Source organism: Streptomyces sp. NBC_01433 (genome assembly GCF_026340105.1).
Taxonomy (GTDB): domain Bacteria; phylum Actinomycetota; class Actinomycetes; order Streptomycetales; family Streptomycetaceae; genus Streptomyces.
Genome location: NZ_JAPEPM010000001.1, coordinates 3,393,521 through 3,409,105, shown reverse-complemented (window position 1 = coordinate 3,409,105; position 15,585 = coordinate 3,393,521). Strand labels below are relative to the sequence as shown.

The window sequence follows — 15,585 nt, the reverse complement described above, 5'->3', positions numbered from 1 at the left end:
CGGAAGGTGCGTGCTGCTCAAGGGTGCCGCTCGAAGCCGCCGCTCGGAAGCCGCGGCCCGGAAACGGGTCAGTCGCGGTCGGCGGTGTCCACGCCGTCCCAGAGGTTCGAGTGCCAGGGGCGGTCCGCCGCGCCCGGCTCTCCGCGGCGGTCCTCGGCCGCGTCGGGGTCGGCCACCGTGTAGCCGGTCTCCCCGGGGAGTACGTAATGGAGGTGCTCCCGGGCCAGCCGCCTGATGTACGCGTCGTCCTGGAGCCGCGCCTTCTCGTCGCGGAGTTCCTCGGTGCGCCGGCCCGCCTCCTGGGACATCCGCTCCTGATCGGCGATCTCGTCGCGCTGGGAGACGTACTGCCGCATGGGGTACGCGAGCGCGACCACCAGGGAGCAGACGATCAGGGCCAGGAACGCGGCCCGGCCGGTGAGCCGGGAGCGGTGCGCCTGGCGGCGGCTCTGGGACCGGTAGACGCGGGCCGCGGTCTGCTCACCGAGCAGTCGCAGCCTGGTCGCGGTGGAGAACCGGTCGCGGTCCTTCCCGGCCATGTCTCCCGCCTCCCCATTACGCACGTCCGTCCCCGCACACGGTACGGGACCGAGTGCGGGGACGGACGGAGGCTGGTGCCTCGAACCCCCGAAGGGCCGGTGACCGGCCCCCGGGTGCCGGGGTGTCAGCCCTTGAAGCGCGGGAAGGCCGAGCGGCCCGCGTACACCGCGGCGTCGTCGAGGATCTCCTCGATGCGCAGCAGCTGGTTGTACTTGGCGACGCGGTCCGAGCGGGCCGGGGCGCCGGTCTTGATCTGACCGCAGTTCACGGCGACGGCGAGGTCGGCGATGGTGACGTCCTCGGTCTCACCGGAACGGTGCGACATCATGCACTTGAAGCCGTTGCGCTGGGCCAGCTCGACGGCGTCCAGGGTCTCGGTCAGCGAACCGATCTGGTTGACCTTGACGAGCAGGGCGTTCGCGGAGCCCTCCTCGATGCCGCGGGCCAGGCGCTCCGGGTTGGTGACGAAGAGGTCGTCGCCGACGATCTGCACCTTGGCGCCGAGCTTGTCGGTGATGACCTTCCAGCCGGCCCAGTCGTCCTCGTACAGCGGGTCCTCGATGGAGACCAGCGGGTACGCGGAGACGAGCTCCTCGTAGTACTCGGTCATCTCGGCGGCCGAGCGGGACTTGCCCTCGAACTCGTACTTGCCGTCCTTGTAGAACTCCGACGCGGCGACGTCGAGCGCGAGCCCGATGTCGCGGCCGGGGACGTAACCGGCCTCCTTGATGGCCTCGACGATGAGGTCCAGGGCGGCGCGGTTGGACTCCAGGTTCGGGGCGAAGCCGCCCTCGTCGCCGAGTCCGGTGGACAGGCCCTTGGTCTTCAGGACCTTCTTCAGCGTGTGGTAGATCTCCGCGCCCCAGCGCAGGGCCTCGGAGAAGGACTCCGCGCCGATCGGGGCGATCATGAACTCCTGGATGTCCACGTTGGAGTCGGCGTGCGAGCCGCCGTTCAGGATGTTCATCATCGGAACGGGCAGCAGGTGCGCGTTCGGGCCGCCGAGGTAGCGGAAGAGCGGCAGGTCGGACGCCTCGGACGCGGCGTGGGCGACGGCCAGCGAGACGCCGAGGATGGCGTTGGCGCCGAGCGACGCCTTGTTCTCGGTGGCGTCCAGGTCGAACATCGCCTGGTCGATGAGGCGCTGCTCGGTGGCGTCGTAACCGACGAGCTCCGGGCCGATCTGCTCGATGACGGCGAGGACCGCCTTCTCGACGCCCTTGCCCTGGTAGCGGTTGGGGTCTCCGTCGCGAAGCTCAATGGCCTCGAACGCACCGGTGGAGGCGCCGGACGGAACAGCAGCACGTCCCGTGCTGCCGTCGTCGAGGCCAACCTCGACCTCGACCGTGGGGTTTCCCCGGGAGTCGAGGATTTCCCTGGCTACGACGACGTCGATGGACGGCACGAGGCATCTCCTTCTGGGATATGACACTGGTTGTGCAGGGTCACTGCGGCCTTGCGACACGAGCCTAACCGGCCCGGCCCGATCGGGCGGCCGACCGCCCGTCTCCTGGGACGAAAAAGGACCCAAGGCCGTGCAATACAGGACGAAGGTCCAGAAATTTACTGACCGGTAACTACAAGGGTTGAACGATTGCGGCGCGGGTCGCCGCACAAGAACCCCGGCCCGGCGCGCACGGGGGAGAGCGCGCCGGGCCGGGGAACCTGGACCGAGGGAGATGCCGCCGGACATCCCCCTCAGGGGGAGGAGAAGCCGTGTGCCGGACTACTTCAGGTGGAGCTGCTGACCCGGGAAGATCAGGTCGGCGTCCCTGACGATGTCGCCGTTGAGCTTGAACACCTTGTGCCAGCCGCCCTTGACGCCCTCCTCCTGAGCGATCTTGCTCAGGGTGTCGCCGGACTTCACCTTGTACTCGCCATCACCCTTGGCGACCTTCTGGCCGGTCGGGGTCGTGACGGTCTTCGGGGTCTCGGCCTTCGGGGCGGTGCGCTGCTCGCTGCGCGAGGTGGGCTGCTCGGCCTTGCGCTCCTGCTGCTTCGGCTGGGCCTGCTGCTGCGGCTGAGCCTGCTCCTGCTTGGCCGCGGTCTGGCCGGAGCCGGTGTCGACGCCCGGGTCCACACCGTCGTTGCTCAGGTTGCCGGCACCGGCACAGGCCCAGGCGCCGGGACCCTGCATGTCGAGAAGCTTCTCGGCGGTGGCGATCTGCTGGGACTTGGAGGCCAGGTCGGCACGGGGGGCGTACTGCGTACCGCCGGCGGCGGCCCAGCTGGACTGCGAGAACTGCAGACCGCCGTAGTAGCTGTTGCCGGTGTTGATGGACCAGTTGCCACCGGACTCGCACTGGGCGACGGCGTCCCACGTTTCGACGGAGGCGGCAGAGGCGCCGGTCGCACCCATCAGCGGGACGGCGACGGCGGCACCGGCGACACCGGCGAGCGTGGCGACACGGACGGCCTTGGACGGGCGGCGGTGCTTGCCCTTGCTGTGAAGCAGCATGGAACGTCTCCTCACCGACGCCTACGAGGTGAGCTGTCGGGTTCGGGCCAAGTGAGTTGCCCGGTCGCATGTCCTAGCACGCGACTTCACCCCAAGCCGGTCCTGATCCTCTCGTACGGGACGAGACGAACGGGCCCGGCGCTTACCTGGGTCCCCCGCTCCTGCCTACGGCGCTTTACGCGTCTGTTCCCTTCGACCGACGGCAGGATTCGGCGTGACGATCGACGGGGCCCGCGGTGCGAGCGGTTCCGACCGTAAACACAGGCAACCCCTACATTCAAAGATGGACATACCGGTCAATCAGCCCTTACTTGCCCTCACCGAAGGGACGTTTCCGCAGGTCGGGGGGGATGCGGGCGGATCCGGCGGACGGAACACGCCAGTTGAAGCAAAGAGACCCATGTCTCACTTATGCATAAGTGGACATAGGCCCCTGAACTACCCCAGTTTTCGGGGCGCTTTCCCGTATTGGATCAGTTGGCCGCAGCGCCCTCGGAGCGCTCGCCGAGGTCCAGATCCAGGTTCTGTCCGGGCAGGATCAGGTCCGGGTCCGAGCCGAGTGTGTCCTTGTTGGCCTCGTACAGCGCGGTCCATCCGCCGGAGAGTTTCTGTGCGTCAGCAATCGCCCAGAGACTGTCGCCCGGCCGGACGGTGTAGTCGCCGCCGGCCCGCTCCGTCGCGCCGTCGCGCGCCTCGCCGTCGCCCCGGGACGCGTGCCGGCCGGACTCGCGCCCGTCGTCACCGTCCGCCGCCCGGCTCTTCTCGGGAGCGGGCGTGCCCCGGTGCTTTCCGCCGCTGCGGTCCGTGTCCTTCGAGGCGTCAGGCGCGGCGGAGCCCTCCGGCGCCGATGAGTCCTCGGGCTTCGCGGAACCCTCGGGCTTCGCGGAGTCCTCGGGCGTCGTCGGAGAAGGGGTCCCGTCCGGGGTGGCAGGGGTGGTCGAGGGGTCGGCGGCCTCGCCGGGCGCGTCGCCCGCGTCCGCTTCGCCCGGCGAGGTCGCCGTGTCCGACGGATCGGCGGACGGCGTGCCGCCCGGGTCGACGCCCGGCAGGGCACCGTCCACCGCGAGTCCGGCGATCACCGCACAGCTGGGCCACGCCTTCGGGCCCTGGTCGTCCAGGACCTTCTCCGCGACGGAGATCTGCTGCGAACGGCTGGCGAGGTCGGCCCGGGGCGCGAACGCCGTGCCGCCGTAGGCCGACCAGGTGTCCTGCGAGAACTGGAGCCCACCGTAGAAGCTGTTGCCGAGGTCGGCACTCCACATGCCGCCGCTCTCGCACTCCGCGACCCGGTCCCAGGTCGAGGCGTCGGCGGCGTGTGCGCCGGTCGCGCCGAGCAGCGGAATCGCGATGGCCGATCCCGTCACGCCCGCGGCGACGACGATGGCGGGTGCCTGACGAGGGCGACGGTGCCTGCCGTTCGCGGAGCCCATGGGGTTTGCCTTCCGTGCGACTGACGAGTGGGTACTGAGTGGTTGACGAGTCACCTGACGCCCGACTGATGCGTCGAACGGTGAACCTAGCGGGACTCGAACGTGTGTCACAAGTCGATGCAGCGGAGATCACGTGAAAGTCACAGAGTTGACGCAGCGTCACCTTCGCCCAGTCGCCGCCCCGGCTCGAACTCCACGGGGAGCGTGCGCAATCCCCGCATGATGAGCCCGCCACGCCACCGCAAATCGGCGGGTTCTCCCGCAAGTCGCAGCCCCGGAAGGCGTCTCAGCAGCGTAGCGAGAGCGGCCTGTCCCTCCAGGCGGGCGAGCGGTGCCCCCAGGCAGTAGTGGATGCCGTGCCCGTATCCGAGGTGCTGATTGTCACTCCGTGCGAGGTCGAGCCGGTCCGGGTCCTCGAACCGTTCCGGGTCCCGGTCGGCCGCGGCGAGCACGACGAGCACGGGGTCGCCCGCGGCGATCTCCTGTCCGCCGAGCGTCAGCGCCTCGGTGGCGAAGCGCCAGGTGGCCAGCTCCACCGGTCCGTCGAACCGCAGCAGTTCCTCGATGCCCGTGGCCAGCAGGCCGATCTCCCCCGCGTCGAGCGAGCGCTCAAGGAGCGCGCGCTGTTCGGGGTGGCGCAGCAGGGCGTACGTGCCGTTGCCGATGAGGTTGACCGTGGTCTCGAATCCGGCGAAGAGGAGGATGAAGGCCATCGCCGCGGCCTCGTTCTCGGTGAGGTGCTCGCCGTGGTCACTGGCCCGGATCAGCCCCGAGAGCAGATCATCGCCGTCCCCCTCGTCCCCCAGGCCCTCCCGCTTCCGGTGGATCAGTTCCGCGAGATAGCCGCGCATCTTCTTGACCGACCGGGCGACCCCGCCGCGCGGGCCGCCGCCGTGGCGGATCATCATGCCCGCCCAGTCCCGGAAGTCGTCCTGGTCCTCGCGCGGGACCCCCAGCAGATCGCAGATGGCGTAGATGGGGAGCGGGAAGGCGAAGTCGTGGATGAGGTCCGCCTTCCCCTCCTCGATGAAGTCGTCGATGAGGCGGTCCGTCAGCTCCTGCACGCGGGGCGCGAACTCCGCGACCCGGCGCGGGGTGAACGCCTTGGACACGAGCCGGCGCAGCCGGGTGTGGTCCGGCGGGTCGATGTTCAGCAGATGCGTCATCAGCTCCGCCTTGCGCTCCCCCGGGATGCCCGTCTTCCCCTTGGCGTGCGCCGGCCCGGCGTGGTGCGCCGGGTTCTTGGAGAGCCGGGAGTCGGCGAGGGCCTGCTTGGCGTCCGCGTACCGCGTCACGAGCCAGGCGTCGACCCCGCTGGGCAGCGTCGTCCGGTGTACGGGGCTGTGCTCGCGGAGCCATGCGTAGGCGGGGTACGGGTCGGTGGCGAACTCCCAGGTGAAGAGTTCGGGGGCGGGGGACGGAGCGGGGGCGGGGGCGGGGGCGAGGGGGGCCTGCGCGGGAGTGGGAGCTGCGTCGGTCTGCGCGGGCGCGTCGGCGGAGGCACCGGGGGCGTGCGGGCAGACGGGGGCGGGGGCGTCGGCGTCGGCGTCGGCGGGAGCGGAGGCGGGGAAAGGGACGTCGGCGGGGGGCTCGGCGGGGCTGGCGTTCACCCCTCGACGTTATCCGGCGCGATCGGGCGGTTCCGTGCCAGCTCGGCAAGGATGTCCTCGGCCTCGTGGTGCCCGGCCTCGGCCGCCTTGTGGAACCACTCCTCGGCCTCCGCCTCCGCCCCCTGGTCCCACAGCATGGCCGCCAGCGCGGCGGCGGCGTAGTAACTGCCCCGTGCGTGCCCCACCTCGAACCAGCGCCGCGCCTCCTCGGTCTCGCCCCGGTCACGCAGGTCGTTGGCGAGGTTGGTGGCCGCGCTGACGCTGCCCGCTTCGGCCGCCGCCCGGTAGAGCGATTCGACCTCGGGGTCGTCGGGGTCCCGCTCCCTCAGGACCAGCGCGAGGCTGTTCGCCGCCCGGTAGTACATCGACCCGCTGGTCGTATGGGCCAGGGCCCTGCGGTACCAGCGCTCCGCCACCTCCAGTTCGTGCCACTCGTGGAACAGGCTGCCCAGGCTCCCCGCGGCCTCCTCGTGCCCCATCTCCACGGCCCTGACGTACCAGCGGCGCGCCTCATGGTTGTCCCCGACCCCTGTCGACAGTTCGCCCAGCCGGTGCGCAGCCGCGCCGTCGCCCGCCTCCGCGGCCCGGGTCAGCCAGTGCACCGAACGGTCGGCCAGGGCGGCGCCGAGCGCGCCCTGCGCCTCGACGTCGCCCGCACGGGCCGCCATCTCCAGATACGGAATCGCCGCCGCCCCGTCGCCCCGGGCGGCGAGCAGTCTCCCCATCGCACCGGCCGCCTCGGTGCTGCCCGCGTCCGCCGCCCCGCGGAACCAGCGCTCCGCGGCCGCCTCGTCGCCGAACTCCCGGTCGATGCGGCCGAGTGCCATCAGGACGTCCGGGTCGCCGGCCGCCCTGCGCTCCAGCACCGCGTGGGCCCGCTCGAAGACAACGGTCCGGAACCGGGCGACACCCCGTACCGCTTCCAGCGCGAGCAGCCACATCTCCAGGGGCACGGGAGAGGTGAAGCCCTGAGCCTGGTCCTCCGCGTCCGCGACCAGAGAGCCGTACGCCCGCCAGGTGTTCTCGCCCCGGCCCGGCACGAGCATTCCGGTCACCCCGTGCTGGATGCCGGTCGCCCAGGCCAGGGCGTCCTCGAAGCTCTCCCGCTCGGCCCGGACGTCATCGGGCCCGTACATCCGGTGCGCCGCGCGCAGCACATCCAGCGCCACCTCGCCCCGCGCCCCGCAGCGGGCCAGGTCGATCGCGGCGCGCACCAGCAGGTATCCGCGCGGGTGGGCGCCGGTGCGGCGGCCGGCGCGACGCCATTGGTCCGCGAGCTCCGGGCCGATGGCCAGGTACTCGGTGACGCCCCGGTCGCCGCGTTCGCCGCGCGCGCCCGACAGCCGGTGGTCGGAGAGGGGCCCGTCCAGCCGCGCCAGTTCGGCCGGGCTCCATTCGCAGCTCAGCTCGACCGGTTCGACACCGATCAGCAGCCGGGCGCTCGGGGAGGCGCCGAAGCGGTGTAGGTCGTACGCCTCGTCGCCCATCGTGGCGATCACCGGCGTGCTCTGCTGCACGAGTTCGGCCAGGACCGCCGCGGTCAGGCCCTTCTCTCCGAGGTGGCCCTCCAGGTCGTCGAGCCATACGACGGTGTTCTCGCCGCCCCGGCCGCGCAGCACGGCGGGCAGACCGCGCAGGTCCGTTCCGGGCGAGGGCGCGTAGATCCTCGTCTCACCGGAGAGGTTGCCGAACAGCGCCGCCCAGGCCGTCCTGGTCTTCCCCGAGAGCGGCTCGCCGGTCACCAGCACCAGCCCGCCGGACCGGGCGGCGTTCCGGACCAGGGCGCCCAGTCCCGCGTCGCAGTCCCGTTCCGTGTAGGCGGGGAGGACCGGCTCGTCGGAGAGCCTGCGGGTACGTCGTACGCCGAGCGCGACCGGGTCGGCCCGGTCGAGCCGCGGCCAGTGGGCGACCGCGGGCAGGGCGTGGTGCGGGCCGGGTCCGTAGTAGTTGTTGTTCTGTACGCCGTTGCCCTGGACGGGGCCGGTGAACTGGCCGTCCCGGAAGTCGGAGCGGTGGTCGCCGGGAGGTGTGTCGCCGGGCGGTGTGTCGCCGCCGGTGAAGTGCGCGTGAATGATCGCCCCGGTCACGATCGCCGAGCCGTGGAGCGTGTCTCCCGACGCGGAGTGCCGTAAGACGTCCTCGCGAACCGGTGCCGCGACGTCCGGGGCCGCCAGGTCCTCCGGGTAGTCCCGCAGAGTCGTCACCCACTCTGCCAGCTCGCCCAGGGCTTCGGGGTGGCTGGTCGCCAGGTCCCGGACTTCTCGGAACACCACGGTCCAGGCCGTCCTGGCCGAGTCCAGGTCATCGTCCAGCAGCGCCTTCTTGAACCTGTCGAGCTTGAGCACGAGGACGGTGAGCCGGCTCTCCGGCGCTTGGGCGACACCCGACTGGAGATGCCACCACGCATCGCCCGCCATCACCTGCATCAACTCATCTGCCAGCAGATCCAGTTCCCCGTCGTCCACGCCCTGTCCCCCACACCTCGAACGGCCCTGGCACCACCGTACTAACGGGCGTTGCGCTCCGCCGCCAGGATCGCGTCGCGGTAGGTGCGGGCGGCGGCGCGCAGGGCGGCCTCCGGGTCGGTGCCGTCGCGCTCGGCCCGCACGGCGAGGGCCAGCAGCTCGTAGCCGATGGAATCACCGGTGGGCAGGGCGACTTCGAGTCCCTCGGTACGGGTGCGGCTGCCGAGCTTGGCCGCCAGGGCCAGGCCGGGCTGGCCGAGCGGGACGCCGTCGGTGACCGAGTCGCGCTGCTTCTCGATCGCTTTGGTGCGCAACCAGTGCGCGCGGACGTCTTCGGGGGTCTCTGCGGTCTCGTCGCCGAAGACGTGCGGATGGCGGTGGATCAGCTTCTCCACGAGACCGGCCGCGACATCGTCGATGTCGAACGGCTCCTCGGGGTCCTCCTCGGCGATCCGCGCGTGGAAGACGACCTGGAGCAGGACGTCCCCCAGCTCCTCGCGCAGCTCGTCGCGGTCGCCGTCCTCGATCGCCTCGACCAGTTCGTACGCCTCCTCGATGACGTACTTGGCGAGGCCCCGGTGCGTCTTCTGCGAGGTCCAGGGGCACTCGCGCCTGATCCGGTCCATGACCTGGACCAGGTCCAGGAGCCGGGCACCCGGCAGGTCGTACGAACCGGGCAACAGCTCCAGGTCCGGCATCGCGACCCGGCCCGAACCGCCGAGGCGGGCCAGTCCGTCGGTGAGCGGCCGGTTGCCCTCGCCGCCCACCAGCACCACCACGCTCCGGCCGCCCGCGCAGTCGTCGACCAGTTCCCCGGCCGTCGGGGCGGCGTGCTCGACGGTGACGCCCGCCTCGCGCAGATACGGCAGCTGCGGGTGGGCCGGCTCGGAGCAGAGCACGCGGTCGGCGGCGTGCAGCGTCTGCCAGGCGGGCCAGGACAGCAGCCCGGGTGCCACCCGGTGGCTGGTGGTGAGCAGGACGATGCGGCCGGGGTCGCCGGGGGCTTCAGCGTTCACCCCTCGAACCTACCCCGGCCTCCGGACGGCTCAGGCGCCTGCCTGGGCGTCCTTCGGAGCGAACTCGGTGATCTGGGTGATCCAGGGTGCCTTGAAGTCGCCGAGCTGAAGCTTCTGGTCGTCCCAGGTGCCGAAGCGCGGGTTGACGTCGATGTCCAGCGCCGTCGATGCCTTGGTGAGCGCCTCGCCCACCACCTGCTGCCCGGCGGGGGTCCCGAGCTCGGCGCCGAGTGCCGCGCCCAGCTTCATCAGCTGGGCCTCACGGCGGATGTCGCCCTCGATCTGGTCCGGGGCGACCCAGCGCTGCTGGAGCCGCATCGCCTTCAGCTGCCGCTCGCCGCCGGACTCCGCGACGGCCGCCAGCCGCGTCTCCTGGATCTCCTTGCGGGTGACGCTCACCCCGGCGTCCTCGGCCGCGCGGTCCAGGATCCGGCCGAAGATCAGGCCGTGCAGCTTGGCCCGGCCGAGCTGGCCGGACTTGTCGACCAGCTGAGCCGCCTGCGGCGAGCTCTCCTGGGCGCTGCGGACGTCCGCGGCCTGGGCCTGGACCGCCGACACCTCGATCCGTTCCCCGCCGACAACGGCCGCGGCGCCCGGATGGGCCTGGCTACCGCAGGCGGAGAGGAGCGGCGCCGCGACGAGCAGTGCGGCGGAGACGGCGAGCGCGGTGCGACGGCGGCGGTGCAAAGGAGCCTCCCGGGGAGAGTTTGTGCATCAGTGCACAAAGCCTTGCGGTGATCGATGTTAGGCAGTGGACGTGGTTCGGGCCACCGATTCGACCAACGATTCGGGAGGAGTTGGGGATGTGGGGCGCGTGCGGAGTCGGTACGGGGGTCGGTGACAGGTTCCGTACGGGTTCGTTCAGGGCACCCGCTCGACCGCCCGGTCCACCGGATCCGGCCGCAGCATGATCGTGCGGGAGACCAGGAAGGTGATCGGGATGGCGGCCGCGGCGGCGATCAGCGGGGCGTAGCGGCTGCTGAATCCGGCCAGGTCGACCAGGACGTACACCCCGCCGGTCGTGATGAGGAAGTTCGCGGCGTTGGTGAGCGGGAAGAGCAGGAACTTCCGCCAGGTGGGGCGGGTGCGGTAGGTGAAGCGGGAGTTCAGGAAGAAGGACCCGGTCATGGAGAGCGCGAAGGCGAGAACGTGCGCGGCGATGTACGGCAGCCAGGTCAGCAGGGCCAGGTAGCAGGCGTAGTACGTGCCGGTGTTCACGACGCCGACCAGGGCGAATCTGGCCAGCTGCCCGATGACCGGCCTCGACGGCGGGGCATCGTTCACCGGGCGCGACTGCGGGGCATCGTTCACCGGCTCCGGCGGCGGGGCGTCGTTCACCGGCGTACGAGTCCCCGGGCCGGGTGCGGCTCCTGAGGCGGGCGCGGCCCCTGTGACGCGGAGATGTTGGACGCCTTCACCAGGAAGTGCGGGCGGCGCTTCACCTCGTAGTAGATGCGCCCCACGTATTCACCGACGACCCCCACCATCACCATCTGCACTCCGGCGAGCGCGGTGACCACGACGAGGAGCGTGACATAGCCGGGGGTGTCGACCCCTCTCACCAGGGCGACCCCAACGATCCAGGTGGCATGGGCGAGCGCGAGCGAGAGCAGCAGCAGGCCGAGGTAGAGGGCGGCACGCAAGGGTTTGTTGTTGAAGGAGAGCAGGCCGTCGAGGCCGTAGTTGAGGAGCTTTCCGAAGGTCCAGGCGGAACGGCCCTGTTCCCGCACGGCGTTCTCGTAACTGAACGTCGTCGTGCGGAATCCGACCCATGCGAACAGGCCCTTGGAGAAGCGGTTGTACTCGGTGAGTTCGAGAATGGCGTCGACGGTGCGTCTGGACAGCAGCCGGAAATCGCCGACGCCGTCGACGAGCTCCACATCCACGAGGCGGTTGATCAGCCAGTAGTAGGCGCGCGCCCCGACCGTCCGGGTGACGCGGTCGCCCTTGCGGGTACGGCGGGCGATCACCTGGTCGTTGCCGAGCGCGTGCTCCTCCAGCATGCGGCCGATCAGCTCCGGCGGGTGCTGGAGGTCGGCGTCCATGATGACGACGGCCTCGCCCTCGGCGTGCTGGAGGCCCGCGAGCATGGCCGCCTCCTTGCCGAAGTTACGGCTGAAGGAGAGAAAACGGGCCCGGGGGTCGACCGCGGCGAGCGTCTCCAGGATCGCCAGCGTTCCGTCCCGGCTTCCGTCGTCGACATAGACGAGCTGGAATTCATGCCCTAAGCGCGCTATTTCATCCGTGACACGCGCGTGGAAGCGTTCGAGGATTTCCTCCTCGTTGAAACACGGCACCACTATCGAGATCAGCACTCAAGCACATCACCGCGCCCAGGTGTCGGAACCCAATGCTCCGTATGACCAATGGGCGTCGCTTCAGTGAACTGGCCCAATTCGGAGGCGGGTTGCACGTGCGACGCTGACATATTTCTCCGTATGCCGAACTCCCGCCCCCACGCAGCGGCCTGCGCTCTCGCCTCGCTGGTCACTGTCGTCACTGTGTGCGCGGGCGACGCCGCGGCCCGCAGTTTCCCTTTCGGGCCGCGCACCCGCAGCGTCAATGACCTGGGCAATCAGTTCGTGCCGTTCCACACCCGGCTGTGGGACCTGCTGCACGGGCAGGCCGACGGCGGGGTGCTGCTCAACTGGCAGTCGGGTTTCGGGACGAGCTTCCTGCCGGACCTCGGCACGTATCTGACGAGCCCCTTCGCCCTGCTCGTCGGGGTCTTCCCGCGCGACCGCGTCGACCTGGCCGTCTACGCGGTGACCGTACTGAAGATGGCCTCGGCCGCCGCGGCGATGGCGTTCCTGCTGCTGACGCTGCGCGGCGGGCACCGCTGGGCGGCCGGGGTGCTCGGTGCCTCGTACGCGCTGTGCGGCTGGTCGGTCCTGGAGGCCACGTACAACCCGATGTGGCTGGACGGTCTCGTCGCCCTGCCGCTGCTGTGCCTCGCCGGGGAGTGGGCGCGGACGGGGCAGCACCGGGTGGCGGCGCCGCTGGTCGTGGCGGTGCTGTGGATCGCGAACTTCTATACGGCCTATATGGCGACGCTCGGGGCAGCGCTGGTGCTGGTGGTGCGGCTGGTGACCGAGTCGCCCGACCGCGGGGCGGCGGGGCGGGGGCTGCTGCGGGCCGCCGGGACGGTGGCGCTCGGGATCGGGCTCGCCGCGCCCGTGCTGCTTCCCGTCTACCTCGGCACGAAACACGCCTACCCCGGCTGGACCCGGCCGTTCGCCCCCGCCGCCTGGCCCGATGTCCTGGCCCGGCTGCTCCCGGCCACGTACGGATTCTTCACCCCCGCGCTCTTCCTGGGCACCGGAACCCTGCTGCTGGCCTGCGCGCTCGCCTTCCAACGATCCGTGCCGCGCCGCGAGCGGTGGGCCTGGGCGGGACTGGTGGCGGCCGTGGCCCTGTCCTTGCAGTGGGGGCCGACCCATCTGCTCTGGCACGCGTTCGCGACCCCCAACGGAAGCCCGTACCGGCAGACGTTCGTGCTGGCCGGAATCCTCGTGATCGCCGCCTGGATCTCGGTGTCGTACGACTGGCCGGGATGGCGCGCCCTGCTCGGCGGGGGCGCGGTCCTGGTGGCGGTCGGCGCCGGGGCGGCCTCCAGCGGCCTCGTCACCCGGTGGACGTATCCGCTGTTCGCCGCCGGTCTGCTGGCGGCGGGGGCCGCGCTCGCGCTGGTACGGCGGGGAGCCGGGCGGACCGGGCAGGGGCGCGGGCGTGGGTGGTACGCCGTTCCGGCCGTGCTTCTGCTGGTCATGGCGCAGGCCGGACAGGCCGCCGCCACGACGGCGTACGCCGACCGGCTGCGCCTCGCGCGGCTCGACGACTACGCCCCCTGGGGCGCACGGCAGAGCGCCCAGGCCGCGGCGGTGGACCGGGCCGACGGCTGGCCGCGCTACCGCACCGATCCGGGCCGCGAGCCGACCACCGCCAACGATCCGCTGGTGGTCGGCGGCCAGGGCGGCGCGTATTACAGCAGCCATACGCCGGATGTCCTGACCCGCACCGTGCGGGCCCTCGGCGGTGGCTGGACCTCACGCGGGCGCGCCGTCCAGAGCCTCGACAATCCGGTCACCGACGCGGTCTTCTCGGTCGGGGCGCGCCTGCGTACGCCCCCCGATCCGCACCAGCCGTGGAACGCGCGGGACGACCGGCCCCCGACGGTGACGCGGGCGCCGGTGCCGCCGCTGGTGACCGTACGCGGACCGGGGTCCGGGGCGCCGCCGGTGTACGGGCGCTCGCCGTTCCGGAATCAGGAGAAGCTGCTCGGCGCCTCCGTCTACGCGGTGCCGCCGACGACGTTGCGCGACGCGGCGGGGGGCCCGGCACCGGAGGCGGGAGCACCGGGCCGGGGAGCACCGGGCAGGGGGGCTTCGGCCTACCGCGTGGAGGGCGGGGTCACGTACACCCTGACCGCCGCCTGCCCGGCCGGTCGTGAGGTGTATCTGTGGGCGCCGGATCTGTTCGGGCGGGCCCGGCTGGCGGCTGCACGGGACACAGGGGATGCGAGGGACGCACGGGACCCACGGGGTCGGGTTTCGGAAGGGGTGCGGCTCCAGGGGCAGTTGCCCGCGAGGAGCGCGGCGATGGAACGCCTGGGCACGCCCGAGGGCGCATCACAACGAACCTCCAACGGCGCGTCCGTACAGGTCACGCTGGAGCCCGAGCGCGACGGGACCGTGCCGCACGCCGCCATCGGCTGTCTCGACCGGACCCGCCTGGCCACGGCCGTGACCGCGCTGACGCGCACCGGGGCGACCTCCGTCCACGTCACCGGCGACGGGGTACGGGCCGAACTGCCGCCCGGCACCACCGGAACCGCCGTCCTGGCCGCGCCGCGCATCGCCGGGTGGAGCTGTGGCGGACGGCCCGCCGACGCGTATCTGGGGCTGGTCGCCGTCCCCGTACCCGCCGGTGCCACCTCGGTCAGCTGTACGTTCCGGCCGCCGGGGCTGCGTGCGGGGGCGGCCGTCGGGGCCGCCGCACTGCTCGTCCTGGTGGCGGCGGCCGCCGCCGGGCGGCTGACCGGCCGCCGTACGACCCGGCCGCGCCGCCCCTGGGCCCGCCCCGCCGATCCGGTCCGGCGGAGCGAACCGGTCCGACCGGACCATCCGGCCTGACCCGCGCGATCCGCTCCGAGCCGCTCCGGCCCGGACACGCACCCGGCCGGTCCGGCTCAGCCGCCGCACTGGGTGAGCATGGCCTGCTTGTCGGCGGTGGTGACCGGCAGTTCGTACTTCAGCGAGACCTGTGCGAACCGCACCGCGTACGAGCAGCGGACCGGCTTGTACGGCGGCAGCCAGGAGGCGGGGCCCGAGTCGCGCTTGGCGTTGTTGGCGGGGCCGTCCACCGGGATGAGGTTGAGCGGATCGTTGGCGATCCGCTGCCTCTTGGCCTCGTCCCAGCGGGCGGCGCCCATCTGCCAGTCGTAGGACAGCGGCATCACATGGTCTATCTGCACCTTGGTGGCCTGCTGCTTGCGCCAGGCGATGGTCGACCCGGTGTACGGGTCCTTGAGGGTCATGGAGATGACCACGCAGTCGGAGCCCGAGCGGTGCTCGATGTCCTTGCCGTCGCGGGCGAGCAGGTCGTTGCGGGTGTCGCAGCCGTTGCGGGAGAGCGGGATGCCGTCGACCGAGTCCTTCCACGCATAGCCGAACTTGTCGCGCTCGTAACCGGTCTTGGGGCCGCGCCCCTTGGTGGACACCTGCTCGATGACCTTGCGGGCGGCGGCCCGGTCCGCGTCGGTGGTGAGGGGCGCCAGACCCGGCTTCGTGCCGTCGGGGTTGTCGAGCGGGCTGGCCCCGAAGCCGCCCGCCGACTGTCCGCTCCCACCCGAACCGCCGCCCGAACCGCCTTCGGCCGCAAGGTCGTCGGGGTCGCACCCAGCCAGGGCCAGCACGGCCACCGCGCTCAGTACGGGCAACACCACTCGGTACGTACGGGGAGATATCACGCGTAGCCATCCTGACGGGGAGAAAGCCGAACCCGAAAATCCTATGGACCTCTTCCCCGCCGACGCGCACTCATGACGACGGTTCGCTCAGGATGCGT

General features: G+C 71.5%; 12 protein-coding genes and 1 riboswitch. Of the genes, 1 reads left to right on the top strand and 11 read right to left on the bottom strand.

The genetic code is table 11. The features are described 5' to 3' along the window. Positions 1-68 precede the first annotated feature (68 nt). From OG413_RS15375 to OG413_RS15330, 10 genes are all read right to left on the bottom strand, one after another. Positions 69-539, bottom strand: a complete 471-nt coding sequence (locus OG413_RS15375) for a septum formation initiator family protein (protein WP_266805981.1) — start codon at positions 537-539, stop codon at positions 69-71. A gap of 125 nt (positions 540-664) precedes the next feature. After that, positions 665-1,945, bottom strand: a complete 1,281-nt coding sequence (gene eno / locus OG413_RS15370) for a phosphopyruvate hydratase (RefSeq protein WP_266805980.1) — start codon at positions 1,943-1,945, stop codon at positions 665-667. Positions 1,946-2,266: 321 nt separating this feature from the next. After that, complete coding sequence (locus OG413_RS15365; RefSeq protein ID WP_266805979.1) at positions 2,267-2,998, bottom strand: transglycosylase family protein; 732 nt, start codon at positions 2,996-2,998, stop codon at positions 2,267-2,269. A 3-nt stretch (positions 2,999-3,001) separates the two neighbouring features. Beyond that, positions 3,002-3,181, bottom strand: a riboswitch (cyclic di-AMP (ydaO/yuaA leader). A 290-nt stretch (positions 3,182-3,471) separates the two neighbouring features. After that, positions 3,472-4,428 (bottom strand): transglycosylase family protein, encoded by a 957-nt coding sequence (locus OG413_RS15360; protein ID WP_266805978.1) that lies wholly within the window; start codon positions 4,426-4,428, stop codon positions 3,472-3,474. 140 nt (positions 4,429-4,568) lie between these two features. Beyond that, positions 4,569-6,038: a cytochrome P450 gene (locus OG413_RS15355; RefSeq protein ID WP_266805976.1), complete on the bottom strand. Its 1,470-nt coding sequence runs from the start codon at positions 6,036-6,038 to the stop codon at positions 4,569-4,571. After that, positions 6,035-8,503, bottom strand: coding sequence for a lipopolysaccharide assembly protein LapB (locus OG413_RS15350; RefSeq protein WP_266805974.1), 2,469 nt, complete (start codon positions 8,501-8,503; stop codon positions 6,035-6,037). Before OG413_RS15350 ends, OG413_RS15355 begins: the two co-directional genes overlap by 4 nt. A gap of 41 nt (positions 8,504-8,544) precedes the next feature. Further along, positions 8,545-9,519 (bottom strand): nucleoside triphosphate pyrophosphohydrolase, encoded by a 975-nt coding sequence (locus tag OG413_RS15345; RefSeq protein ID WP_266805973.1) that lies wholly within the window; start codon positions 9,517-9,519, stop codon positions 8,545-8,547. Between the two features lie 30 nt (positions 9,520-9,549). Further along, positions 9,550-10,206: a SurA N-terminal domain-containing protein gene (locus tag OG413_RS15340; protein WP_266805972.1), complete on the bottom strand. Its 657-nt coding sequence runs from the start codon at positions 10,204-10,206 to the stop codon at positions 9,550-9,552. A gap of 174 nt (positions 10,207-10,380) precedes the next feature. Next, complete coding sequence (locus tag OG413_RS15335; RefSeq protein ID WP_266810166.1) at positions 10,381-10,764, bottom strand: GtrA family protein; 384 nt, start codon at positions 10,762-10,764, stop codon at positions 10,381-10,383. An 89-nt stretch (positions 10,765-10,853) separates the two neighbouring features. Next, positions 10,854-11,834 (bottom strand): glycosyltransferase family 2 protein, encoded by a 981-nt coding sequence (locus OG413_RS15330; RefSeq protein ID WP_266805970.1) that lies wholly within the window; start codon positions 11,832-11,834, stop codon positions 10,854-10,856. Between the two features lie 123 nt (positions 11,835-11,957). On the opposite strand from OG413_RS15330, the gene OG413_RS15325 reads away from it, so the two are divergent. Beyond that, positions 11,958-14,651, top strand: a complete 2,694-nt coding sequence (locus OG413_RS15325; RefSeq protein WP_266805968.1) for a YfhO family protein — start codon at positions 11,958-11,960, stop codon at positions 14,649-14,651. Positions 14,652-14,707: 56 nt separating this feature from the next. On the opposite strand, the gene OG413_RS15320 is transcribed toward OG413_RS15325, so the two are convergent. Further along, positions 14,708-15,487 (bottom strand): HNH endonuclease family protein, encoded by a 780-nt coding sequence (locus tag OG413_RS15320; RefSeq protein WP_266805966.1) that lies wholly within the window; start codon positions 15,485-15,487, stop codon positions 14,708-14,710. Between the last annotated feature and the right edge of the window lie 98 nt (positions 15,488-15,585).

What these genes read in the sequence shown, in the direction of transcription:
- OG413_RS15375 (WP_266805981.1), bottom strand. Translation starts at nt 539, where the DNA reads ATGGCCGGGAAGGACCGCGACCGGTTCTCCACCGCGACCAGGCTGCGA.
- OG413_RS15365 (WP_266805979.1), bottom strand. Translation starts at nt 2,998, where the DNA reads ATGCTGCTTCACAGCAAGGGCAAGCACCGCCGCCCGTCCAAGGCCGTC.
- OG413_RS15360 (WP_266805978.1), bottom strand. Translation starts at nt 4,428, where the DNA reads ATGGGCTCCGCGAACGGCAGGCACCGTCGCCCTCGTCAGGCACCCGCC.
- OG413_RS15325 (WP_266805968.1), top strand. Translation starts at nt 11,958, where the DNA reads ATGCCGAACTCCCGCCCCCACGCAGCGGCCTGCGCTCTCGCCTCGCTG.